This is a genomic window from Pseudomonas sp. GD04091 (assembly GCF_029836165.1).
Taxonomy (GTDB): Bacteria; Pseudomonadota; Gammaproteobacteria; order Pseudomonadales; family Pseudomonadaceae; genus Aquipseudomonas.
Genome location: NZ_JAOEBG010000001.1, coordinates 84,675 through 109,243, shown reverse-complemented (window position 1 = coordinate 109,243; position 24,569 = coordinate 84,675). Strand labels below are relative to the sequence as shown.

19 protein-coding genes and 1 other RNA gene are annotated in these 24,569 nt (G+C 64.0%); 10 read left to right on the top strand and 10 right to left on the bottom strand.

The genetic code is table 11. The features are described from left to right. Positions 1-6: 6 nt before the first annotated feature. The 3 genes from N7422_RS00445 to puuE form a co-directional block, all read right to left on the bottom strand. A complete protein-coding gene (locus N7422_RS00445; protein WP_138220263.1) occupies positions 7-510 on the bottom strand; it encodes an ureidoglycolate lyase in 504 nt (167 codons plus the stop codon). 104 nt (positions 511-614) lie between these two features. Then, complete coding sequence (gene uraD, locus N7422_RS00440; RefSeq protein WP_279804573.1) at positions 615-1,130, bottom strand: 2-oxo-4-hydroxy-4-carboxy-5-ureidoimidazoline decarboxylase; 516 nt, start codon at positions 1,128-1,130, stop codon at positions 615-617. Beyond that, the gene (gene puuE, locus N7422_RS00435; protein ID WP_279804572.1) at positions 1,130-2,056 is read right to left on the bottom strand and encodes an allantoinase PuuE; all 927 of its coding nucleotides are present in this window, start codon (positions 2,054-2,056) and stop codon (positions 1,130-1,132) included. Before puuE ends, uraD begins: the two co-directional genes overlap by 1 nt. A 378-nt stretch (positions 2,057-2,434) precedes the next feature. On the opposite strand from puuE, the gene uraH reads away from it, so the two are divergent. Next, a complete protein-coding gene (gene uraH / locus N7422_RS00430; protein WP_279804571.1) occupies positions 2,435-2,788 on the top strand; it encodes a hydroxyisourate hydrolase in 354 nt (117 codons plus the stop codon). A 58-nt stretch (positions 2,789-2,846) separates the two neighbouring features. On the opposite strand, the gene N7422_RS00425 is transcribed toward uraH, so the two are convergent. Beyond that, positions 2,847-3,671: an RHS repeat-associated core domain-containing protein gene (locus N7422_RS00425; RefSeq protein ID WP_279804570.1), complete on the bottom strand. Its 825-nt coding sequence runs from the start codon at positions 3,669-3,671 to the stop codon at positions 2,847-2,849. Positions 3,672-3,827: 156 nt separating this feature from the next. Further along, complete coding sequence (locus N7422_RS00420) at positions 3,828-5,177, bottom strand: NCS2 family permease (protein WP_279804569.1); 1,350 nt, start codon at positions 5,175-5,177, stop codon at positions 3,828-3,830. A 358-nt stretch (positions 5,178-5,535) separates the two neighbouring features. Between N7422_RS00420 and N7422_RS00415 the strand changes: the two genes are divergently transcribed. Both N7422_RS00415 and aqpZ read left to right on the top strand, forming a co-directional pair. Further along, on the top strand, positions 5,536-6,291 hold the full coding sequence (locus N7422_RS00415) for a GntR family transcriptional regulator (protein WP_279804568.1): 756 nt from the start codon (positions 5,536-5,538) through the stop codon (positions 6,289-6,291). Between the two features lie 151 nt (positions 6,292-6,442). Continuing rightward, the gene (aqpZ, locus tag N7422_RS00410; protein WP_279804567.1) at positions 6,443-7,141 is read left to right on the top strand and encodes an aquaporin Z; all 699 of its coding nucleotides are present in this window, start codon (positions 6,443-6,445) and stop codon (positions 7,139-7,141) included. Between the two features lie 40 nt (positions 7,142-7,181). Here the strand turns inward: aqpZ and guaD are convergent, their stop codons facing one another. The 4 genes from guaD to xdhA all read right to left on the bottom strand — a co-directional run bounded on the left by guaD (position 7,182) and on the right by xdhA (position 13,337). Next, entirely contained in the window at positions 7,182-8,486 is a 1,305-nt protein-coding gene (guaD, locus tag N7422_RS00405; RefSeq protein WP_279804566.1) for a guanine deaminase, read from the bottom strand. Positions 8,487-8,496: 10 nt separating this feature from the next. Further along, a complete protein-coding gene (gene xdhC / locus N7422_RS00400) occupies positions 8,497-9,342 on the bottom strand; it encodes a xanthine dehydrogenase accessory protein XdhC (RefSeq protein ID WP_279804565.1) in 846 nt (281 codons plus the stop codon). 148 nt (positions 9,343-9,490) lie between these two features. Beyond that, entirely contained in the window at positions 9,491-11,890 is a 2,400-nt protein-coding gene (xdhB, locus tag N7422_RS00395) for a xanthine dehydrogenase molybdopterin binding subunit (RefSeq protein WP_279804564.1), read from the bottom strand. After that, positions 11,883-13,337, bottom strand: coding sequence for a xanthine dehydrogenase small subunit (gene xdhA / locus N7422_RS00390; RefSeq protein WP_279804563.1), 1,455 nt, complete (start codon positions 13,335-13,337; stop codon positions 11,883-11,885). The genes xdhB and xdhA overlap by 8 nt, the downstream gene beginning before the upstream one ends. A gap of 272 nt (positions 13,338-13,609) precedes the next feature. Here xdhA and N7422_RS00385 point away from each other — a divergent pair, with 272 nt between their 5' ends. The 7 genes from N7422_RS00385 to N7422_RS00355 all read left to right on the top strand — a co-directional run bounded on the left by N7422_RS00385 (position 13,610) and on the right by N7422_RS00355 (position 24,099). Then, a complete protein-coding gene (locus N7422_RS00385) occupies positions 13,610-14,269 on the top strand; it encodes a GntR family transcriptional regulator (RefSeq protein WP_279804562.1) in 660 nt (219 codons plus the stop codon). A gap of 3 nt (positions 14,270-14,272) precedes the next feature. Next, positions 14,273-17,761 carry a chromosome segregation protein SMC gene (smc, locus tag N7422_RS00380; protein WP_279804561.1) on the top strand — a complete coding sequence of 1,163 codons (3,489 nt, stop codon included), beginning with the start codon at positions 14,273-14,275 and terminating at the stop codon, positions 17,759-17,761. A gap of 206 nt (positions 17,762-17,967) precedes the next feature. Continuing rightward, positions 17,968-18,846, top strand: a complete 879-nt coding sequence (zipA, locus tag N7422_RS00375) for a cell division protein ZipA (RefSeq protein ID WP_279804560.1) — start codon at positions 17,968-17,970, stop codon at positions 18,844-18,846. Between the two features lie 100 nt (positions 18,847-18,946). After that, positions 18,947-21,289, top strand: coding sequence for an NAD-dependent DNA ligase LigA (ligA, locus tag N7422_RS00370; protein WP_279804559.1), 2,343 nt, complete (start codon positions 18,947-18,949; stop codon positions 21,287-21,289). Positions 21,290-21,477: 188 nt separating this feature from the next. Further along, positions 21,478-21,574, top strand: an RNA gene (gene ffs / locus N7422_RS00365) — signal recognition particle sRNA small type. Positions 21,575-21,728: 154 nt separating this feature from the next. Then, positions 21,729-22,124, top strand: coding sequence for a hypothetical protein (locus tag N7422_RS00360; RefSeq protein ID WP_279804558.1), 396 nt, complete (start codon positions 21,729-21,731; stop codon positions 22,122-22,124). A 25-nt stretch (positions 22,125-22,149) separates the two neighbouring features. Next, entirely contained in the window at positions 22,150-24,099 is a 1,950-nt protein-coding gene (locus N7422_RS00355; protein ID WP_279804557.1) for a hypothetical protein, read from the top strand. Positions 24,100-24,135: 36 nt separating this feature from the next. Here N7422_RS00355 and N7422_RS00350 read toward each other — a convergent pair whose 3' ends face one another. After that, positions 24,136-24,552 (bottom strand): helix-turn-helix domain-containing protein, encoded by a 417-nt coding sequence (locus N7422_RS00350; protein WP_279804555.1) that lies wholly within the window; start codon positions 24,550-24,552, stop codon positions 24,136-24,138. Between the last annotated feature and the right edge of the window lie 17 nt (positions 24,553-24,569).

The following is a 24,569-nucleotide window of genomic DNA, read 5'->3' as shown; positions in this document are numbered from 1 at the left end:
CCTTTCTTATTGGTGGGGATTGAGGATCAACATCTGTTCCTCGGGGAAGTAATGCTCATCGCAGTTGTTGCCGGAACCACTGCGATCAACCACCAGGAAGTCATCCCGCTTTTCGATCGTCAGCACCGGGTGGTGCCAGACGCCGCGATGGTAATTGACGCCCTGCCTGCCATTACTGCGGAAGGCACGGACCAAGCCTGATACAGGTGCATCGCCAACGGGCGCGACCACGATCAGAAAGGGGTTGCCGAGCAGCGGGATGAAAGCCTGGCTGCCCAGCGGATGGCGTTCCAGCATGCGCACGGTCAGCGGCATGTCCAGCGCGTCGGCGCGGAAGATGCTGATGATCGCCTTGTCTTCGGGCTCGGCGGTCTCGACCGTGGCGAGCTTGTGGAAGCGCATGGTCGAGCCGTTGTTGATCATGAAGTGGTCGCTGCCGTCGGTTTCGATCACGTCACCGAAGGGGGCGAAGGCTTCTTTGGTCAGGGGCTCGATCATCAGGGTGCGCATGCGGTTATCTCTTCTATGTTCGTTGTTCTGGATTCTGGTGGACCGGCCTGCCGGGCCCTGGGTGCGGACGCGTCACGCACTCGGGCGAGGCGGGCACGCAGCCCTCAAAGCTGCAGCAGGCGGAACAGGGCGATCAGGTTGATCTGCGCCAGGGCTTCCTTGAACTCGGCATCCCGGTCGTTGTGGATGCGCTTTTCGAAGGAGGCAAGGATCTGGTGTCGGTTGCTGCCCTTGACCGCCATGATGAACGGGAACTGGAACTTGGCCTTGTAGGCGTCGTTCAGTTCGGTGAACCGGGCGAACTCTTCGGCGGTGCACTGGTGGATGCCGGCGCCGGCCTGTTCGTTGGTGCTCGATTCGGTCAGCTCGCCCTGGACGGCGGCCTTGCCGGCCAGGTCCGGGTGAGCGTTGATCAGTGCCAACTGCTCGGCGTGGCTGGCACTGAGGAGGATGTCGCTCATGCGCTGGTGCAGCGCCTCGATCTCGTCCAGCTCGGCCAGCTGCCCCAGGTCATAGGCCTTCTCGGCGACCCACGGCGAGTGCTCGTAGATGTCGGCGAAGGCGGCGACGAAAGCGGCGCGCTCGAGGGTGGAGGGCTTGAGGGTCTTGAAGGCGGTCATCAGGCGGTCTCTTTCTTGTACGGGTGGGTGGCGTGCCAGTGGCGGGCGATGTCCACGCGACGGGCGAACCAGACCTGGTCGTGGCTCTTGGCGTAGTCGACGAAGCGCTTGAGCGCGGCCAGGCGCGCCGGACGGCCGACCAGGCGGCAGTGCAGGCCGATCGAAAGCATCTTGGGCGACTCGGCGCCTTCGGCGTACAGCACGTCGAAGGCGTCTTTCAGGTACTGGAAGAACTGCTCGCCACAGTTGAAGCCCTGGACCTGGGTGAAGCGCATGTCGTTGGTGTCCAGGGTGTAGGGGATCACCAGGTGCGGCTTGTCGGTCGGGTTGTTCGGCTCCCAGTAGGGCAGGTCGTCGTCATAGGTGTCGCTGTCGTAGAGGAAGCCGCCTTCCTCCATCACCAGGCGACGGGTGTTCGGGCCGGTGCGGCCGGTGTACCAGCCCAGCGGGCGCTCGCCGGTGATTTCGGTGAGGATGCGGATGGCCTCGAGCATGTGCTCGCGCTCTTGTGCTTCATCCATGTACTGGTAGTCGATCCAGCGGTAGCCGTGGCTGCAGATCTCGTGGCCGGCTTGGGCCATGGCGCGGATCACGTCGGGGTGGCGCTGGGCGGCCATGGCCACGGCGAAGATGGTCAGCGGCACACCGCTGTCCTTGAACAGCTTGAGCAGGCGCCATACGCCGGCGCGACTGCCGTACTCGTAGAGCGATTCCATGCTCATGTTGCGCACGCCCTGCAACGGCTGGGCGGCGACCATTTCAGACAGGAACGCTTCGGACTCTTTGTCGCCGTGCAGGACGTTGCGCTCGCCACCTTCCTCGTAGTTGAGCACGAAGGACAGTGCAATGCGGGCATTCCCCGGCCATTGCGGATGAGGTGGGTTGTTGCCGTAACCGATCAGGTCGCGAGGGTAGTCAGCGCTCACTGCAGTCTTCCTTCTTGTACGTTTGTGCGGGAGGGGGCGAGGCCGCGTCGGGATGTCGCACCACCGGATGGGCTGATTGTATACAACTTCTGAAATCTTTTGTAAGCCTGTTTTTCCGCATTTCTTCCCATTTGTCGCTTGAGGATAGCTTGCAAGAAACCTGCCTGGTTGGTCAGCTTAATGACGTGAGTGTCTTTATGGAGCCTGTCTTTGCGACTGACGGGCTAAGCGAACAGGGTCGCTCGGGAGGGGAGAAAAAATTGTGTACAATTTAAATCGAAACTGTCTTAATGGCGTCATTCCCGCACGCCGAAGGCTTCGTGCCCGGTGATTGCCGAGTATTTTTTGCCCACGCATATGACAAGAGGCGACAAGCAAATGGGACGTTTGACCACACACGTACTGGACGCCGCGCATGGCTGCCCGGGCAGCTCGATCAAGGTCGAGTTGTACCGCGTCGAAGGCCAGCAGCTGGAACTGGTGAACACTGCCCTGACCAACAGCGATGGTCGCGTCGATGCGCCGCTGCTGCAGGGTGACGATTACCGTACCGGCGTCTATCAATTGCAGTTCAGCGCCGGTGACTACTACCGCGCTCGTGGTGTGACATTGCCGGATACCGCGTTTCTCGACGTGGTCGTGCTGCGTTTCGGTATCGACGAGAAGCAGGAGCACTACCACGTGCCGCTGCTGATCTCGCCGTACAGCTATTCGACCTATCGTGGAAGCTAGTTGGTCGCTAGAAGAATCTTCGTAGGTCCTTGCCCGCCCTCACACTGGCGGGCTTTTTTTATGTTTCCCGGATGATGTCACGCCTGGTTTCGGGAGGCGTCGGCCCAGATGCTTGCGCCCCGGCGCCAGTACGAAGAATATCGCCCGTATTGTACAAGGCTTTATCTACGACGCCGCTGAAAAATCCCCCCAAAAGGTTGAATGTCATGCCGACCCATGCATCGGCACTTTTGCTTCTTTTGAAATCACCTCCCCATTCCGAGGCCGATATAAAGAAGTTGTATGAATTGCTCTTCCCGTTGTGTGTGGCTTCTATGTACGTTGTTGCCTTTGCCGGGGGCAGATTGTTGTTCTCGTGACTTCCTAGGTTTCGGTTCACACCGATGACCGCGTTGCCGAAGAGCGTCGCACGGCTTGCTTTTTCCGCGACTTCCTTGCGTGTGGGGGAGAACTGATCGGCGGAGACCGGACCAGAGGTCAAGGCATTGACCACCACGCGTGCTACGTCGGAGATATACGATTTGGCTCTCTCAGGCGCACGGCCACTGGGGTCGGTGCGGTTTATCGGATCGCCCTGGCAATACGCATAGCTATTGATTCCGCCCGCATTGAAGGGGCTCCAGGCATCCGGCGTCAGAAATCGCATCAGCGCCGGGGCGAATGACCTATATCCATTACCCAAGATGTAGTGACTTGTCGATCTCTCGAGATATTGACCGATAAATGCCAATCGCCCGCTGCCTGTCGGATGCGCGCTGAAACCATAAGGTGTGTAGCGCAAACGAGAGGGGAGTCCAAGAATGCCGAGAGACGAACCGAGGCTGTCGGTTGGGATGATGTTTTGGCTGGTCGGGAGGGCTTGCTGGCGCTGAATCGATGACATTGTGTCCCTCGTCGACTGAGAAGTGGCAGGCTTCGAGTGTGTTGAGCAGGTCGATGACGGTCAACTGACAGAACTGATAGGCATCATTGCAATCGCTGGCCTGACAGTAACTGAGGATCGAGGTGACCAGGCCCGGGAGCCTGGTCTCTCAGTGCCTTAGAGGAATATGAACTTCGCGATGAAGATCACGCACAGTACCCACAAACTTGCCGAGATCTCCTTGAACTTCCCGGTCCCGGCCTTCAGCGCCACGTAGCTGATGAAGCCCAAGGCAATGCCGTCGGCGACGGAGAAGGTCAGCGGCATCATGATCACCGTGACGATCGCCGGGATGCTGTCGGTGGCTTCGTCCCAATCGATGTGCGCCATGCTGCCCATCATCAGCATCGCCACATAGATCAGCGCGCCGGCGGTGGCATAGGCCGGAATCATCCCCGCCAGCGGCGCGAAGAACATCGCCGCGATGAACAGCACGCCGACCACCACCGCGGTCAGGCCGGTACGCCCGCCCGCCGCCACACCTGCGGCACTTTCCACGTAGCTGGTCACGGGCGGCACGCCGACCACGGCGCCGAACACGCTGGAGGTACTGTCGGCCTTCAGCGCCCGCGACAGGTTCTCGATGCGCCCGTCCGGCGCCACCAGGTTGGCGCGCTGCGCCACGCCCATCAGCGTGCCGGCGGTGTCGAACATGTGCACGAACAGGAACGCCAGTACCACGCTGATCATGCTGACGTTGAACACGCCGGCCACGTCCATGGCCATCCAGGTCGGTGCCAGGCTCGGCGGCATCGACATCACCCCGCCGAATTTCACCAGGCCCAGGCCCCAGCCGACCATGGTGACACCGATGATGCTGATCAGGATCGCGCCGAACACGCGTTTGTAGCTGAGGATGGCGATCAGCAGGAAGCACAGTGCCGCCAGCAGCGGGCCGGGTTCATGCAGCGAGCCCAGCTTGACCAGGGTGGCCGGGCTGTCGACGATGATGCCCGCCGTCTTCAGGCCGATCAGCCCGAGGAACAATCCGACGCCGGCCCCCATGGCATGGCGCAGGCTCACCGGGATGCTGTTGAGCAGCCACTCGCGCACGCGCGATACGGTCAGGAACATGAACAGCACGCCCGAGACGAACACCGCCCCCAGCGCGGTTTCCCAGGTGTAGCCCATGGTCCCGACCACGGTGTAGGTGAAGAAGGCGTTGAGCCCCATGCCCGGTGCCAGCCCCACCGGCCAGTTGGCGTACAGGCCCATCAGCAGGCAGCCGAGCGCGGCGGCGATGCAGGTGGCGACGAATGCCGCACCGTGGTCGATACCGGCGTCGGCCATGATGTTGGGGTTGACGAAGATGATGTAGGCCATGGTGATGAAGGTGGTCACCCCGGCGATCAGCTCTGTCCTGACGGTGCTGCCATGTCGCTTGAGTTTGAAAATCCGTTCCAGCCAGCCCGTTTCGAGCGGTGGGGCGAGATCCAGCGTAGGTGCTTCGGATTTGCGGCTTTCCACAGCGAGTACTCCTCAAGTCTTTCTTGTTGTTCGAAGCCTGGTCCTGAGCCAACGCACTTGGGGGCTTCGCGAGGGAGGGTGTGGCAGACGTCCGACCATTTTGTTGACTTATGGGTCAGGAAGTTGCTCGCAGGATTATGCGTTTGTGTACAAATAATGCAAATAATGTTTTATCTTTTGTGCGCGCAAACCGCCGTACAACGGCTATATAGGTTAAAGGCTATCTGCAGAAACGGGTCAGCCTGTGTACAATGGCGCCATACCTTGGCCCATCATCATCTTCCCGGACTTGCCATCCCCCCGCTGACAGGTATTACAGTCACGGTCCGACAGGCAGATCCTTCGTGCTCGAGAGCCCATGAACGAACAGCTGCAACCTCTGAAAAAACCTGCGCGTACTGGCAAGGCCGGCCGCAGTGGTACCCAGGACGACATCGTCTATGCGCATATCTTCGAGGCGATCCTCGAGCAGCGTCTGGCGCCGGGGACCAAGTTGAGCGAGGAAGCGCTGGGCGAGATCTTCGGCGTCAGCCGCACCATCATCCGTCGCGCGCTGTCGCGCCTGGCCCACGAGAGCGTGGTGCTGCTGCGACCCAACCGCGGGGCCGTGGTGGCCAGCCCTACCGTCGAGGAAGCGCGCCAGGTGTTCTTCTCCCGGCGCATGGTCGAGCGCGCCATCACCGAGCTGGCCGTGCAGCACGCGACCCTCGATCAACTCAACGAACTGCGCCAGATGGTCCGCGAGGAGCGCGACAGCTTCTCGCGTGGCGACCGTGGCGCCGGCATCCGCCTCTCCGGCGAATTCCACCTCAAACTGGCCGAAGCCGCTGGCAATGCGCCGCTGGTGAGCTTCCAGCGCAGCCTGGTATCACAGACCTCGCTGATCATCGCCCAGTACGAGAGCGGCAACCGTTCGCACTGTTCGTATGACGAGCACATGCAACTGATCGATGCCATCGAAGCGCGTGATGCCGAGCAGGCAGTGAGCCTGATGATGCATCACATGGACCATATCGACAGCAAGCTCAACCTTGACGAGGAAAGCGCCTCGGACGACCTGCATGCGGTGTTTTCGCACCTGCTGAAAAAGCCCAAGGCCGCCGCCAAGGGTTGAACGTTTGCCAGAATGATCGAGGGGCTGCTTTGCAGCCCCTTGTCGTTTCTGGCCATTTGCCGGGTCCCTGATAAATTTACTAGTTGCAAACCCCTGTTCAATGTAGTTGGGCTTGCGCAGTCGTTGCGTCCAATTACTTGAGGAGAGGTCCATGACCATGTCTCTGGGTGTGCGCATGGGTGCCGAGCTGGTCGGCACCTTCTGGTTGGTTCTGGGTGGGTGTGGCAGTGCCGTGCTGGCCGCCAGCTCACCTATCGGTATCGGTGTGCTCGGTGTGGCTTTCGCCTTCGGCCTGACGGTGCTGACCATGGCCTTCGCCATCGGCCATATCTCCGGTTGTCACCTCAATCCCGCGGTGTCGTTCGGCCTGGTGGTGGGCGGTCGTTTTCCGGCCAGGGAGTTGCTGCCCTACGTCATCGCCCAGGTCATCGGCGCCGTTCTCGCGGCGGGTGTCATCTACCTCATCGCCAGTGGCAAGGCGGGTTTCGAAGTAGCCAACGGCATGGCTTCCAATGGCTATGGCGAGCACTCGCCGGGTGGCTACACCCTGGCTGCTGGCTTCATCAGCGAAGTGGTGATGACGGCGATGTTCCTGGTGATCATCATGGGCGCCACGGATGCCCGGGCGCCGGCAGGGTTCGCACCGATCGCCATCGGCCTGGGGCTGACCTTGATCCACCTGATCTCGATCCCGGTGACCAACACTTCGGTGAACCCGGCGCGTAGCACCGGGCCTGCGTTGTTCGTCGGCGGTTGGGCGTTGCAGCAGCTGTGGTTGTTCTGGCTGGCGCCGCTGATCGGGGCGGCGATTGGCGGGGCGCTGTACCGGGGCCTGGCGAAACAGCCTTAGCAGCCTGTCGCGGGGCAAGCCGGCTTGCCCCGCGCTCTTGTCAGCGCTGGTGCACGCGGCGCCCGGCGGCGTAGGTCTGGAGCACGGTGCGGTCGTCGCCCAGGGTGGTGAGCACGAACAAGGTTTCCTCGATGCTGCTGGACTGCTGGATGCGGTAGTCCAGCAGCGGGGTGGCCTTGTAGTCGAGCACCACGAAGTCGGCGTCGTTACCGGGGCGCAGGCTGCCGATGCGATCGTCCAGGCGCAGGGCGCGGGCGCCGCCGAGGGTGGCCAGGTACAGCGATTTGTACGGGTGCAGGCGAGCGCCTTGCAGCTGCATCACCTTGTACGCCTCATTCAGGGTATTGAGCAGCGAGAAGCTGGTGCCGGCGCCGACATCGGTGCCCAGGCCCACGTTGACCTTGAAGCGCTCGGCCTGGGGCAGGTTGAACAGGCCGCTGCCGAGGAACAGGTTGGACGTCGGGCAGAAGGCCACCGCCGAACCGGTCTCGGCCAGGCGCTGGCACTCGTCGTCGCACAGGTGCACACCGTGGGCGAACACCGAGCGCTCGCCGAGCAGCTCGAAGTGGTCGTAGACGTCCAGGTAGCCCTTCTGTTCGGGGAACAGCGATTTGACCCAGTCGATTTCCTTGAGGTTCTCGGACAGGTGGGTGTGCATGTACACGCCCGGGTGCTCCTTGAGCAACTGCCCTGCCACGCTCAGCTGTTCCGGCGTGCTGGTCGGCGCGAAGCGCGGGGTGACCGCGTAGTGCAGGCGGCCCTTGCCATGCCAGCGCTCGATCAGCGCCTTGCTGTCGCGGTAGCTGGATTCGGCGGTGTCGGTCAGGTAGTCGGGGGCGTTGCGGTCCATCATCACCTTGCCGGCGATCATGCGCAGGTCCAGGCGCTCGGCCTCTTCGAACAGGGCGTTGACCGATTCGGGGTGCACGCTGCCGAACACCAGCGCGGTGGTGGTGCCGTTGCGCAGCAGCTCCTTGAGGAAGATCTTGGCCACCTGGTCGGCGTGGGCCTTGTCGGCGAACTGCTTCTCGCAGGGGAAGGTATAGGTGTTCAGCCAATCCAGCAGTTGCTCACCGTAGGAACCGATCATGCCGGTCTGCGGGAAGTGGATATGGGTGTCGATGAAGCCTGGGGTGATCAGCGCATCCTGGTAGTGCTCGATCGGGATGCCGGCGTCGAGGGTCGGCAGCAGCTCGCTGGCATGGCCGAGGGCGCTGATGCGACCGTCGTCGACCACCAGCAGACCGTCTTCATAGTATTCGCAGGATGCCTCCACGCCGACCTCGGCGGGGTCGGCGATGCTGTGCAGGATGGCGGCTCGGTAGGCTTTGCGGGTTGCGCTCATGGGGCTCTCGTCAAAGGGTCTGGCTGCGTCGCGAGGACGGCAGCAACTGGGCGATGGGGCCTGAATTGGCGGCAGCGTCGTGCTGGCCGAAGCAGGCGTTGTAGGTGGCTATGATTTCGGCGGCGATGGACACGGCGATCTCGATCGGCAGCTTGCCCTTGACTTCGGCCAGCCCCATCGGGCAACGCATCCGCGCCATCAGGCCGTCATCGAAGCCGCGCTCGCGCAGGCGGTGCTCGAACTTGACCCGCTTGGTCTTCGAGCCGATCAGGCCGAACCAGGTGAAATCATTGCGCTTGAGAATCGCGGCGGTCAGTTCCAGGTCCAGCTGGTGGTTGTGGGTCATGACGATGCAGTAGCTGCCGGCGGGCAGGTCGGCGACTTCGTCGACCGGCTCTTCGCTGACGATCTTGCTCACCCCGTTGGGGATGAGTTCGGGGAACTCCTGCTCGCGCGAATCGATCCAGCGCACCCGGCAGGGCAGCGCGGCGAGCAAGGGTACCAGAGCGCGGCCGACATGGCCCGCGCCGAACACGGCGATCTCGGCCTGCACGCCGGTCATCGGCTCGAACAGCAGCACGGTGGCGCCGCCGCAGCATTGGCCGAGGCTGGCGCCAAGACTGAAGCGCTCCAGATGTGGCGTGGCGCGGTGTTCCTCGAGCATCTGCCGGGCGATGTGCAGGGCCTTGAACTCCAGGTGGCCACCGCCGATGGTGTCGTACAGCGCGCTGGCGCTGACCACCATTTTCGAGCCGGCATTGCGTGGCGTGGAGCCGCGTTCCTCGATGATTGTCACCAGGACGCAGGGTTCGCCGCGGGCTTGATGGTCGGCGAGGGCGTTGATCCATTGGTGCATGTCTTCAATCCTCCTCGATCCCCTGTAGGAGCGGCCTTGTGTCGCGAAAGGGCTGCGTAGCAGCCCCAAAAATTCTCATTGCTGCAGAGATCCTGGGGCCGCTGCGCGACCCTTTCGCGACACAAGGCCGCTCCCGCAGGGGGCGGCATCAGTGGGTAACGGTTTCCAGTTCGTGCGAGGCCGATTGCATTGCAGTCACCGCCTTGCGCATCTGTTCGCAACCCCACAACACCCGCTCCGGCGTCGATGGCGCGTCGATCTCGGGCTGCACGCGGTAGTCGGCGATGCTCGCCACCGCGTCCTTGATCGCGCACCAGGCGGCGATCCCCAGCATGAACGGCGGCTCGCCCACGGCCTTGGAATGGAACACCGTGTCCTCGGGGTTCTTGCGGTTCTCCACCAGCTTGACCCGCATGTCGATCGGCATGTCGGCCACCGCCGGGATCTTGTAGCTGGCCGGGCCGTTGGTCATCAGCTTGCCCTTGGCGTTCCACACCAGCTCCTCGGTGGTCAGCCAGCCCATGCCCTGGACGAAGCCGCCTTCCACCTGGCCGATGTCGATGGCCGGGTTCAGCGAATCGCCGACGTCATGCAGGATGTCGGCACGCAGCATCTTGTACTCGCCGGTGAGGGTGTCGACGATGACTTCCACGCAGGCGGCGCCGAAGGCGAAGTAATAGAACGGCCGGCCACGGGCCTGGGAGCGATCGTAGAAGATCTTCGGCGTGCGGTAGAAGCCGGTGGTCGACAGCGACACCTGGGCGAAGTAGGCCTGCTGCACCAGCTGCTCGAAGCTGACGATCTGGTCACGCACGCGCACATGGCCGTTGCGGAACTCGACGTCTTCCTCGGTGACGTTGTAGTGCCGGGCGGCGAACTCGGTCAGGCGCTTCTTGAGGATCTCGGCGGCGTTCTGCGCGGCCTTGCCGTTCAGGTCGGCGCCGCTGGAGGCCGCGGTCGGCGAAGTATTGGGCACCTTGTCGGTGTTGGTGGCGGTGATCTGGATGCGGTTGAAGTCGACCTGGAACACCTGCGCCACCACCTGGGCCACCTTGGTGTTCAGACCCTGGCCCATCTCGGTGCCGCCGTGGTTCAGATGGATGCTGCCGTCGGTGTAGATGTGGATCAGGGCACCGGCCTGGTTGAGGAAAGTGGCGGTGAACGAGATGCCGAATTTCACCGGAGTCAGCGCCAGGCCCTTCTTCAAGACCGGACTGTTGGCGTTGAAGCGGTGGATCGACTCGCGGCGCTCGTGGTAGTCGCTGCTGGCCTCGAGCTCGTCGGTCATTTCCTCGAGCATGTTGTGCTCGACGGTCTGGTAGTAGTGGGTGACGTTGCGCTCGGTCTTGCCGTAGTAGTTGGCCTTGCGCACCGCCAGCGGGTCCAGCGCCAGATGGCGGGCGATATGGTCCATCACCTGCTCGATGGCGACCATGCCCTGCGGGCCGCCGAAACCGCGGTAGGCGGTGTTGGAGGCGGTGTTGGTCTTGCAGCGGTGGCCATGCACCGTGGCGTCGCCCAGGTAGTAGGCGTTGTCGGAGTGGAACATGGCGCGGTCGACGATCGAGCCGGAAAGGTCCGGAGAATAGCCACAGTTGCCGGCCAGGTCGAAGTTGATCCCGTGCAGGCGGCCGGTGTCGTCGAAGCCGACGTCGTACTCGACGTAGAACGGATGGCGCTTGCCGGTCATCATCATGTCTTCGACGCGGGGCAGGCGCATCTTGGTTGGCTGGCCGGTCAGGCGCGCGATCACCGCGCACAGGCAGGCCGGGCTGGCGGCCTGGGTTTCCTTGCCACCGAAGCCGCCGCCCATGCGGCGCATGTCGACGACGATCTTGTGCATCGGCACGTCGAGTACCTCGGCGACCAGCTTCTGTACCTCGGTCGGGTTCTGCGTGGAGCAGTAGACGATCATGCCGCCATCTTCGCTGGGCATCACCGAGCTGATCTGGGTCTCCAGGTAGAAGTGCTCCTGGCCGCCGATGTGCAGGCTGCCCTGGATACGGTGCGGGGCACTGGCCAGGGCCGCGTCCGAATCACCGCGCTTGTGGGTGTGGCTGTCGAGCACGAAGTGCTTCTTGCGCAGGGCCTCGACCACGTCGAGCACCGGTTCCAGGTCTTCGTACTCGACGATCGCCGCCATTGCCGCGCGTCGCGCGGTGTCCAGGTCGCGGGCGGCCACGGCAAGCACCGGCTGGCCGAAGAACTCGACCTTGTCGATGGCCAGCAGTGGGTCGCCGGCCACCACCGGGCCGATGTCCTTGAGCCCCGGAATGTCCTCGTGGGTAATGGCGATGCGCACGCCTTCGAACTGGTAGCAGGGTGCGGTGTCGATGCGCAGGATGCGCGCATGGGCGCGGTCGGCGGTGCGCGCGAACACGTGCAGCTGGTTGGGGAATTCCAGGCGGTCGTCGATGTACACCGCTTCACCCGCCACGTGCTTGTCGGCGCTGTCGTGCTTGAGACTGCGCCCGACCCCGGTGGTCAGGTCCTGGCTGAACAGTGCGGCCATCTCGGCCTGGCTCTTGACGGCGTGATGGTTAGACATAGGCGGTCACCCGGGTTTCGATGTGCGGCGTTTGCAGTTCGATGAAGTACTTGCGCAACAGGTTCTGCGCGGTCAGCAGGCGGTATTCGCGGCTGGCGCGGAAGTCGCTGAGCGGGGTGAAGTCCTCGGCCAGGGCCTGGCAGGCGCGGTCGATGCTGGCCTGGTTCCATGGCTTGCCGCGCAGGGCCGCCTCGCAGGCGCGGGCGCGTTTCGGGATCGCGGCCATGCCGCCGAAGGCGATACGCACGCCGCTGACCACGCCGTTTTCGATGCTCAGGTTGAAGGCCGCGCACACGGCGGAAATGTCGTCGTCCAGGCGCTTGGACACCTTGTAGGCGCGGAAGGCCCAGTCGTTGCTGGCGCGCGGGACGATGATCTTCTCGATGAACTCGCTGTCCTGGCGCGCCGTGATGCGGTAATCGATGAAGTAGTCCTCCAGGGCCAGGGTGCGCTGGCGCTCGCCCTGGCGCAGGACGACCTGCGCATCCAGGGCGATCAGCAGGGGCGGTGAGTCGCCGATCGGCGAGGCGTTGCCGATATTGCCGCCCAGCGTGCCCTGGTTGCGTATCTGCAGCGAGGCGAAGCGGTGCAACAGAGCGCCGAAGTCGGGGTATTCCTCGTTCAGCGCGGTGTAGCAGTCGGTCAGCGGGGTGGCCGCGCCGATTTCCAGATGGGTCGCGGTCTTGTCGATGCGCTTGAGTTCGGCGACGTGGCCGACGTAGATCATCACCGGCAGCGTGCGATGGAACTGGGTGACCTCCAGTGCCAGGTCGGTACCGCCGGCCAGCAGGCGGGCTTCGGGGTGCGAGCTGTAGAGGTCGGCCAGATCGGCCACGGTCAACGGCACCAGGCAGCGCTTGTCGCCACTGTTGAGCTCGCCGGTCTGTTGCGGGGCGATGGCCTTGAGGCGGGCGACGGTCTGCGCCTGCTGGGCGTCGAACTGGTCGCGGCACGGGCGGGCGCAGCTCTGTTCGGCGGCTTCGAGGATCGGCCGGTAGCCGGTGCAACGACACAGGTTGCCGGCCAGGGCTTCCTGGGCCTGGTGCAGGTCATGGCCTTCGCTGTTCTTCTGCAGGGCGAACAGCGACATGACGAAACCGGGGGTGCAGAAGCCGCACTGCGAGCCATGGCAGTCGGCCATGGCCTTCTGCACGCTGTGCAGTTCGCCCTGATGCTTGAGGCCCTCGACGCTGATCAGTTGCTTGCCGTGCAGCGACGAGACGAAGGTCAGGCACGAGTTGAGGCTGCGGTAGCGGATGCTGTCGCTGCCCTGGGGGTCCTGGACGAGTTCGCCGACGACCACGGTGCAGGCGCCACAGTCGCCGCTGGCGCAACCTTCCTTGGTGCCGGGTTTGCCCAGGTGCTCGCGCAGGTATTGCAGCACCGTCATGTTCGGGTCCAGGGCGTGCTCGCTGCGCAGCTCCTGGTTGACGAGAAACTGGATCACGGGGGAGGGCCTCGCAATGGTTTTATTGTTGTTCCGGCGGACTCTAAGCAATGCCTGACCTCGAGGTCAATTAATTTCTGACCCAAAGGTCAAGATTTTACTCAGAAGCCAGCCGAACCGCCTCAGGGAGCCTTTTCCAAAGCATAGTTCGCGCCGTGCAGGAAAGCTGACCCGGCAGTCGCACAAAGCACCGTGTCCCGCTGCGCGAGCGCCCGGCAAGTGCGCTACAATCGCGCCCTTGTGCACTGCCATCCAGATTTCGAAGGAAAACCATGACGTTCAAGGCGCCGGACAGCCTCTCCGAGCAAATTGCCCACTACCTGGCCGAGCGGATCATTCGCGGCGAACTCGCGCCCGGCGAGCGCATCCAGGAGCAGAAGGTCACCCAAGCCCTCAACGTCAGTCGCGGTTCGGTGCGCGAGGCGCTGCTCATCCTCGAACGCCGTCACCTGGTGGCGATCCTGCCGCGCCGTGGCGCCCATGTGACCGAACTCGACGAGAACAGCGTGCGCAGCCTGTGCACGCTGATGGGCGAGTTCTATATCCTGCTGGGCAACGCCGTCGCCCAGCATTGGCGCACTGAAAGCGACCTGCGACCGTTCCTGGACATCCAGCATCGTCTGGAACAGGCTCACGCCAGGCAGGACATCAAGACCTTCGTCGCCGACAGCTTCGCGGTGATGCGCGCGGCCTACCCGTTCGCCAACAATCCCTACCTGCAGGAAACCGTCGAGAACCTGCAGCCGGCCATGAGCCGTGCCTACTACCTCGCCCTCGACCAGCGCCAGGCCAACATGATCGATTACCTGGAACTGTTCGCCCGCCTGCTCGAAGCCGTGGTCGCCCGCGACCTGCCGCGCATCCGCGAGGTGCTCGCCGCCTACTGCCAGCGCAGCTGCGAACTGGTGCTGGCAGCGTTGGCGCGGACCTGACCGATGCGCCTCAAGTGCATTCGCCTGGCCGGATTCAAGTCGTTCGTCGACCCGACCACGGTCAACTTCCCCAGCAACATGGCCGCCGTGGTCGGCCCCAACGGCTGCGGCAAGTCCAACATCATCGACGCGGTGCGCTGGGTGATGGGCGAAAGTTCGGCGAAGAACCTGCGTGGCGAGTCGATGACCGATGTCATCTTCAACGGCTCCACCAGCCGCAAGCCGGTCAGCCAGGCGAGCATCGAGCTGGTATTCGACAACAGCGACAATTCTCTGGTGGGCGAGTATGCCGACTACGCCGAGATCTCGATCCGCCGCAAGGTCACCCGCGACGGGCAGAACACCTACTACCTGAACGGCACCAAGTGCCGGCGTCGCGATATCACCGACATCTTCCTTGGCACCGGCCTGGGCCCACGCAGCTACTCGATCATCGAGCAGGGCATGATCAGCAAGCTGATCGAGGCCAAACCCGAGGAACTGCGCAATTTCATCGAGGAAGCGGCTGGCATCTCCAAGTACAAGGAGCGCCGCCGCGAGACCGAGAGCCGCATCCGTCGCACCCAGGAGAACCTGGCGCGCCTGACCGACCTGCGCGAGGAACTGGAGCGCCAGCTCGAGCGCTTGCACCGCCAGGCCCAGGCCGCCGAGAAGTATCGCGAATACAAGGCCGAGGAGCGCCAGCTCAAGGCGCGCCTGTCGGCCTTGCGCTGGCGCGACCTGGACGAGCGGGTGCGCCAGCGCGAGACGGTGATCGGCGATCAGGAGATCGCCTTCGAGGCGCTGGTGGCCGAGCAACGCAATGCCGACGCCAGCATCGAGCGTCTGCGTGACGGGCATCATGAACTGTCCGAGCGCTTCAACCAGGTGCAGGGCCGCTTCTACTCGGTGGCCGGCGATATCGCCCGGGTCGAACAGAGCATCCAGCACGGCCAGCAGCGTCTGCGCCAGCTGCAGGATGATCTGAAAGAGGCCGAGCGCACCCGCCTGGAAACCGAATCGCACCTGGGGCACGACCGTACCTTGCTGGCCACCCTCGGCGAAGAGCTGGCCATGCTCGAACCGGAACAGGAAATGACCCTGGCGGCGGCGGAAGAAGCCGCCGCGACGCTGGAAGAAGCCGAGCTGGGCATGCACGGCTGGCAGGAGCAGTGGGACAGCTTCAACACCCGTTCCGCCGAGCCGCGTCGCCAGGCCGAGGTGCAGCAGGCACGACTGGCGCAGCTCGAGTCCAGCCTCGAACGCCTGGCCGAGCGTCAGCGCAAGCTGAGCGAGGAGAGCGAGCAGCTCGGTAGCGATCCCCAGGATGCCGAGACGTTCGATCTGTCCGAGCAGGTGGCTGGCAGCGAGCTGATGCTCGAAGCGCTGCACTCGCAGGAACAGCACGTCGTCGAGCAACTGGAAGGTCTGCGCGAACAGACGCAGCAGGCCAGCCAGGCGCAGCAGCGACAGCAGGGCGATCTGCAGCGCCTGGGTGGCCGCCTGGCTTCTCTGGAGGCGTTGCAGCAGGCCGCGCTGGAACCCGGCGTCGGGGCGGCCGAATGGCTGCGTGAGCAGGGGCTGGAGCAGCGTCCACGGCTGGCGCAGGGACTGCGTGTCGAGCCCGGCTGGGAGCTGGCGGTGGAAACGGTGCTGGGCGCCGACCTGCAGGCCGTGCTGCTCGACGACTTCAATCAACTCGACTTCGCCGCGCTGGAGCAGGGCGAGCTGCGCCTGTTGCTGGCCGATGGCGAGGGCCCAGCGATTGCTGGCAGCTTGCTCGACAAGGTCGAGGGGCGTGTCGATCTCTCGCCCTGGCTTGGCCTGGTCAGGCCCGTCGAGACCCTGGAGCATGCGCTGGCCCAGCGCGCGACGCTGGTCGATGGCCAGAGCCTGGTCAGTCGTGATGGCTACTGGGTCGGTCGACACTTCCTGCGCGTGAGCCGTGGCGGTGAGTCCCAGGGTGGTGTGCTGGCGCGCGGCCAGGAGATCGAGCGCCTGGGACTGGAGCAGCAAGAACAGGAGGCATTGCTCGAGCAGCTCGAGGATCAGGTGCGCCGCTTGCGCGAACAGCAAGTGGATCTGGAGGCGCAGCGCGAACAGCTACGCCGTCGCAGCCAGGACGAGAGCCGCCAGCATGGTGAACTCAAGGCGCGTCTGTCCGCCGGTCGCGCTCGCGCCGAACAGCTGGCGCTGCGCCGTCGCCGCCTGCAGGAAGAAATGGCCGAATTGCAGGAGCAGCGTGCCCTGGAGCATGAGCAACTGGGCGAGGCGCGCCTGTCGCTGCAGGAGGCTTTGGAGCTGATGGCCCAGGACACCGAGCAGCGCGAACTGCTGATGGCGCGCCGCGACACGCTGCGCGAAGGCCTCGACCGGATACGTCAGGAGGCTCGCCAGCACAAGGATCACACGCACCAGCTCGCCGTGCGCCTGGGGTCGTTGCGGGCCCAGCACGATTCGACCCGTCAGGCCCTTGAGCGGCTCGAGCAGCAGGCTGCGCGCCTGAGCGAGCGCCAGGAACAGTTGAACCTGAACCTGGAAGAGGGCGAGGCGCCACTGGAAGAGTTGCGCCTCAAGCTCGAGGAGTTGCTGGAACGACGCATGAGCGTCGACGAGGAAATGCGCCAGGCCCGCCTGCACATGGACGAGGCTGACCGCGAGCTGCGCGATGCCGAGCGCCGCCGTACCCAGGCCGAGCAGCAGTCGCTGCTGCTGCGCGGTCAGCTGGAGCAGCAACGCCTGGAGTCGCAGGGCCTGGACGTGCGACGCAAGACCTTGCAGGAACAATTGCTCGCTGACGGCTACGATCTTCAGGGCGTGCTCGCCACGCTCGAGGCCGACGCCAGCGAACAGGGTACCGAACAGGCACTGGAGCAGATCGAGGCGCGGATCCAGCGTCTGGGCGCGATCAACCTGGCGGCGATCGAAGAGTACGAACAACAGTCCGAGCGCAAGCGCTACCTGGACGCCCAGGACGCCGATCTGGTCGAGGCGCTGGAGACCCTGGAAAGCGTCATTCGCAAGATCGACAAGGAAACGCGCAACCGCTTCAAGGATACCTTTGATCAGATAAATGCTGGATTACAGGCACTTTTCCCAAAAGTTTTCGGTGGCGGCAGCGCTTATCTGGAACTGACGGGCGAAGATCTACTCGATACAGGGGTGACGATCATGGCGCGCCCGCCGGGCAAGAAGAACAGCACCATCCATCTGCTGTCCGGCGGCGAGAAGGCATTGACCGCGCTCGCATTGGTATTTGCCATCTTCAAGCTGAACCCGGCGCCGTTCTGCATGCTCGATGAAGTCGACGCACCGCTGGACGATGCCAACGTCGGGCGGTATGCCCGCCTGGTCAAGGAAATGAGCGAGACCGTGCAGTTCATCTACATCACCCACAACAAGATCGCCATGGAAATGGCCGATCAACTGATGGGGGTGACCATGCACGAGCCGGGCTGTTCACGTCTTGTTGCAGTTGATGTGGAGGAAGCTATGGCCATGGTCGACGCCTAAGGGGTAAAGAAAGGGCGTGATCATGTAGGCAAAAGCCCCTGGCAGGTGCGACAGACGGTGTAAAGTTGCCTTTGGTCGTGCTAGCTTTATGTCACTTGTTTTTTGCGTGGGTAAAACGCCTGTCAGAACATAGAGTTGGCGCCACGTGTTAAAGGCCTTTGAAGCCTTTGTTTTCAAGCATATTTTTTATAGAGGCACGGGATTACATGGAAATCGGTCTGCGCGAGTGGCTGATCGTCATCGGCATCATTGTCATCGCCGGTATTCTTTTCGACGGCTGGCGCCGCATGCGCGGCGGCAAGGGCAAGTTGAAGTTCCGTCTGGACCGTAGCTACGCCAACGCCCCGGACGACGATGCCAGCCCCGAGGTATTGGGCCCTGCACGCGTGCTGGAAACCCACAAGGAACCCGAACTGGACGAGAGCGACTTGCCCTCGGTCAGCGCCCCGGTGCGTGAGCGCGAACGTGAGCCCAAGCCGGCCAAGGCTTCCAAGCGCGGCAAGCGCAATCACAGCGAGCCGCAGCAGGGCGACCTGAACCTGGCTGCCGAGCCGCGTGAACCTGATCTGTTCGGCGATGACGATTTCGCCGCGGACGGCAGCCGCAGCAGTGGTTATGCCGCAACCACCACGCCTGCCAAGGAACTGCCGCCGGCCGAGGAAGTGCTGGTGATCAGCGTCATTTCCCGCGACGAAGGTGGTTTCAAGGGGCCGGCATTGCTGCAGAACATCCTGGAAAGCGGCTTGCGCTTCGGCGAGATGGATATCTTCCATCGCCACGAGAGCATGGCCGGTCACGGCGAGGTGCTGTTCTCCATGGCCAACGCGGTCAAGCCTGGCGTCTTCGACCTGGACGACATCGACCACTTCAGCACCCGTGCGGTGAGCTTCTTCCTCGGTCTGCCTGGCCCGCGTCATCCCAAGCAGGCGTTCGACGTGATGGTCGCCGCCGCCCGCAAGCTGGCGCATGAACTCAATGGCGAACTCAAGGACGACCAGCGCAGCGTGCTGACCGCCCAGACCATCGAGCACTACCGCCAGCGCATCGTCGAGTTCGAACGCCGTGCCCTGACGCAGAAGCGCTGAAACACCCGAGCGGGCGGATCCTGCCTCGATCCGCGCCGTGATGATTCAAACGAAAGAGCAGCCAGAGGCTGCTCTTTTGCTTTGCAAGAGAAGACGAAGAATGAACGCCGAATCCCGAATCCATGAACTGCGTACCGAGCTCGATCAGCACAACTATCGCTACTACGTGCTCGACGAGCCCAGCGTGCCCGATGCCGAATACGACCGCCTGTTCAACGAGCTCAAGGCGCTGGAGGCTGAACACCCGCACCTGGTGACCCCGGACTCGCCGACCCAGCGCGTCGGCGGTGCTGCGCTGGCGGCTTTCAGCCAGGTACGCCACGAGGTGCCCATGCTCAGCCTGGGCAACGCCTTCGAGGAGGACGACCTGCGCGACTTCGGCCGCCGCGTGGTGGAGGGGCTCGACCTGCCGGGCGGCGATCGAACCGCGGTGGACTACAGCTGCGAGCCCAAGCTCGACGGCCTGGCGGTGAGCCTGCTGTATCGCGACGGTCAGTTGGTGCAGGGCGCCACCCGTGGTGACGGCACCACGGGCGAGGACATCAGTACCAACGTGCGCACCGTGCGCAACATTCCGCTCAAGCTGCAGGGCGAGGGCTGGCCGGCGGTGCTCGAGGTACGGGGCGAGGTGTACATGAGCAAGGCCGGCTTCGAGAAGCTCAACGCCGCTCAGGCCGAAGTCGGCGGCAAGACGTTCGCCAACCCGCGCAACGCCGCGGCTGGCAGCCTGCGCCAGCTGGACTCGAAGATCACCGCCAGCCGTCCGTTGGAGTTCTGCTGCTATGGCGTGGGCCAGGTTTCCGAGCCGTTCGGCGACAGCCATATCGGCATCCTCGAGAAGCTCAAGACCTGGGGCCTGCCAATCAGTCGCGAGCTTCGGCACGCCGCCGGTATCGAGGAGTGTCTGGCCTACTACCGCGACATTGGTGCGAGGCGCAACGACCTGCCGTACGAGATCGACGGCGTGGTGTTCAAGGTCAACAGCCTGGCCTCCCAGCGCGAGCTGGGCTTCCGCGCCCGCGAGCCGCGCTGGGCGATCGCCCACAAGTTCCCGGCCATGGAAGAACTCACCGAGGTGCTCGACGTCGAGTTCCAGGTCGGTCGCACCGGCGCGGTGACCCCGGTGGCGCGCCTCAAGCCGGTCAAGGTGGCCGGCGTGACCGTGTCCAACGCCACCCTGCACAACATGGACGAGATCGCCCGGCTGGGCCTGCGCATCGGCGACACGGTGATCATCCGTCGCGCCGGCGATGTGATCCCGCAGGTGATGCAGGTGGTGCTCGATCGTCGCCCGCAGGACGCCCGAACGGTGCAGGTACCCACGCAGTGCCCGGTGTGCGGCTCGCAGGTCGAACGCACCCAGCTGGTCAAGCGCAGCAAGGGCAAGGAAACCACCAGCGAAGGCGCGGTCTACCGCTGCGTGGGGCGCCTGAGCTGCGCCGCCCAGCTCAAGCAGGCGATCATCCACTACGTATCGCGCCGGGCCATGGACATCGACGGCCTGGGCGAGAAGAGCGTCGAGCAGTTGGTCGATGAGAACCTGATCCGCTCGCCGGCCGATCTGTACCACCTGACCTTCGACCAGGTGGTGGCGCTGGAGGGCTTTGCCGAGGTATCGAGCAACAAGCTGCTGGCCGCCATCGAGGCGAGCAAGCGCCCGAGCCTGGCGCGCTTCATCTATGCGCTGGGCATCCCCGATGTCGGCGAGGAGACCGCCAAGGTCCTGGCCCGCTCCCTGGGCAGCCTGGCGCGGGTGCAGGTGGCGCTGCCGCAGGTGCTGACCTACCTGCCGGACATCGGCCTGGAAGTCGCCCACGAGATCCACAACTTCTTCGAGGACGCTCACAACCGCGAGGTCATTGCGCAACTGCTGGCCAGTGGCATGCAGTTGCAGGAGGAGGGTGGGCTGGGCGCCGAGTTCGCCGCCAGCACCACGCTCGCCGGGATGCTCGCCAAGCTCGACATCCCATCGGTCGGTCCGACCGGCGCCGAGAAACTGGTGGACAAGCTGGGTACCCTGGACAGGATCATCGCCGCCGACGGCATCGACCTGCGCCAGGCCCTGAACACCAAGCAGGCCGAAGGCGTGCGCGAGTTCTTCAAGGTCGAAGCCAACCAGCAGCTGGCCCGTGCCATCGAGGCCCAGCTACTGGATTTCGGCATGCACTGGTCGTGCGAGAAGAAGTCCGCCGAGGGCTTGCCGCTGGCTGGCCAGACCTGGGTGCTGACCGGCACCCTCGAGCGCATGAGCCGTGATATCGCCAAGCAAAAGCTGGAGAGCCTGGGGGCCAAGGTCGCGGGCTCCGTGTCCGGCAAGACCCACAGCGTGGTCGCCGGGCCTGGCGCCGGCTCCAAGCTGGCCAAGGCCGGCGAGCTGGGCGTCGCGGTGATGGACGAGGAGGCGTTCGTGGCCTTCCTTGCAAAGCGCGGTATCGGCGTCTGAGTCCGCAGGTCTCATCGCGGGGCAGGCCCGCTCCAACGGGTGTTGATGCGTGGGAGCGGGCTCGCCCCGCGATCGACTTGCCACAAGTCATTGAGAAATGATGGTTTTTTCACGATCAAAGGTTGTAACTTCGTCCCGGCGCTGTACAATGGCGCGGCTCGTCACCTGACGAGCCGTCGTGGTGGCCCCATCGGTCCCCCCGCATTGATTACCCGTTAACCTGGTCAGGCCCGGAAGGGAGCAGCCATAGCGGGAACATCGAGTGCCGGGGTGTGGCTGGTGGGGCCGCCTCCATTTTGGGCGCAGCAAACTGCGCTTCTCCACGTCGCGTTCGACGCTTTTCCTTACAGCCCCACACGTCTTTGCGCCTGCACAATCCTGCGCCGCGCCTTATCATGCACTCCATCGTGTCAATCCGTTCGGCCAGGAGATAGCGACCGTGGAACATGTCGACGACCTCACCCGCCAGAAGATCCGTGAGTGGCAGTTGCGCCGCCTGGACATCAAGGACCAGATGGCCGCCAATCCCGAGCGCGTGCTGGAACTGTCGCAGGTGCTCGACCAGATGGAAGAGGAGCACGAGCGGATTCTTGAAGAAGCCACGCCGCCGGCTGCGGTAGCCGCTGTCGACGCGGCCCTCGCATTGCACCTAGAGGTCTCGGCCGGGTCTGTACGTGACCTGCGCAAGTTGCTGGAGCTGGCCTTGCACGAGCTCGATGGCGTGCTCGACGAGCCCCAGCCAGGCACCCGGCACCCCGGTGACATGGCGGGATCGCTCGGCGCCTATCGCTTCGAGCTGGTGGTTGGCCAGGGGCCTGACGCCGGCAAGCCTTGAATGATCTTCTGGACGACGCCCGTACATGCAGCCTGAACACTTCGACTTTTCCCAGCCGGTCTACCTGCCGCTCGCCGCACAAGTTTGCCAGGCCTTGCTGCAGGCCGAGGGCGCGCCAGCGCTCGAGGCCCTGAGCGACGCCGAGCTGGCCGCGCTGCTGGTGATCCAGAACCTGGCGCAGGCGCAAGGGCCGATCGACGCGCGGGCGGCGGAAAAGGTGCTGGGCCGGTTGCTGGCCTGGGCCGTCGACGGCCCTCATGGCGCCGATGTAGGCCTGCTGTCGGAGGCGCGCCGGTTGTACGATGCGCGCAAGCTCTACTTCGGCCTCGAAGTGATCAAGGGCTCGAAGCTGCGCCTGCTCGATGCCGAGCAGGTGCAGGCGCGGGAGTACCTGCTGGCCGATGGCAAGTGGGATTTCGAATTCCGCATCCGCCGGCATCAGCAAGACAATCCGTTCAGCCAGCAGGTGACCACCGGTTTCGACACCGAGCGCTGGCTGACTGTCGAGCAGGACAAACTGCTCAAGGTCATCCGCGCCAACCTCGACGAAGACATCCACGTGCAGGGCTATGCCGGCATCGGCAAGAGTTACCTGCTTGGCGCGTTGATGGACTGCCTGCCCCGGGGTCGGGTGCTGGCGCTGGCGCGAACGCCGGCAAAACTCGGCACGCTGCGGCGACGCATGGGGCTGGAGCCGCAGGCGAAGGTCGGCATGACCTTTGGCCAGTTCGCCCGGGCGCTGCTCAAGGATGCCGGGCCGGTATCGGCGAGGGCGGCGGAGCGAGGCCCAGGCAAGCGCAGGCTCGCCGAGGAGCTGGGCATCGTCGGGCTGCGCCAGTACGACGCCGAGCATGCCTTGGACATCTGCCTGCAAGTGCTGCGCAACTATTGCGAATCACGGGACTACAGCCTTTCGAACCGCCACTTGCCATTCTTTCGTCAGCCGTTGTCCGGCGTGGACGCCCAGGTGCTGCTCGAGTACGCCAGTCGTCTGTGGCGTTACCTGGAGGCGCAGCCTGCCTGGGGCGCGCAGACCGGCTTCGAGGCGCTGCTGCTGCTCAAGCGCGCAAGCCTGGCAGGTTGCAGCGTGCCGGGGCGCTTCAGTCACGTCATCATCGACGAAAGCCAGGATGTTCCGGCGTCGCTGTTGCAGGTTGTCGAACGTGGGCGCCAGGTGCTGATCACCCTGGGCGACGAGTACCAGAAGGCCTCGGGCGAGGTGGTCAGGCGCGAGCGTCAGGTGCGGCAGAAGGACATGGCGTTCGCCGTGCGTTCCGGACCCAAGGTCGAACGCCTGATCAACCCGTTGATCGGCGTGCACTCCCGCAAGTCCAAGGTTGCCTTCGAAGCCGCGCGCCATGTCGATGTCGGTATCGAACATTTCCCCGAAGGTTTCATCCCGCCCGAAGGCTGCGTGGTGCTGACCGCCTCGCGTTGGGACACGATGCGCTGGGCCATGGAGCTGGCCGAGTCCAATTGCCTGTTGAGCTTTCCCGACTGGCCCGACATGCGGCGCTTCATGGCCACGGCCATCGGGCTGTTCCGGGCGGCGTTCTATGCCCCCGGGCAGGAGGCCGAAGGCCCACACCCGCACTTTGCCCATCTGCTCGATTGGCGGCAGGTGCGTGAGTCGGAGGGCTTCGATACCGCGTTCCAGTGGGTCGAGGCGCGCTTGGAGAGTGGGTTCAAGCTGGCCGACCTGACGCTGCTCGATGCGCGGATCGCCGGCAAGCCGAGCAGTCTCACGCTGCTGATGACCGAAGAGGCAGGGGGGCTGGAGTTCGATCGTGTCCTGTTGACGCCAGAACTGATGACCACCCAGCGCTTCAAGGATGCCTATGCCTTCGATGCGCGGATCTGCGCCGTGTACATCGCGCTGTCGCGGGCGCGGCGGCAGCTGTACCTGCCCTATGACGTGGAAGAGTGGATCAACTACCACAAGGGGCAGCCGTTCCGCGAGCTGCACGGTTACTGAGCTGAGGATCTTCCGGGTTGGCGGGGCCTCTGTAGATCATCCTTTGCCGACGGTGCTTGCGTGCGAGCTGCCACGTCTGCTCCGGCTGGCCGAAGCCTGCATCAGTCGCTGGAAGGTCGGGCACTGCAAGTGGTTCTGTTCCGGGCAGACCGCTGCGTGCCGTAGCCCCTTGCTCATCGCCTGCAGGCGCTTGATCCGCTGGTCGATCTCGTCGGCCTTGGCCAATAGCAACTGTCGGTCGACCTGCTGTTCATCCAGCATCGCCGCCACCTCGTCCAGTGAAAGCCCTGCCGCCTGGCCCAGAGCGATCAGAGCCAGGCGCTCGGGCGTATCTGCCGGAAACTGCCGACGCTGGCCATGGCTGGCGAGTGATCTGAGCAGTCCCTTGTTCGCGTAATAACGCAGCGTCGAAGCTGGCACACCGGTGCGTCTGGCGACATTGGCGATGTCCATTTTGGCCCCCTTGACTT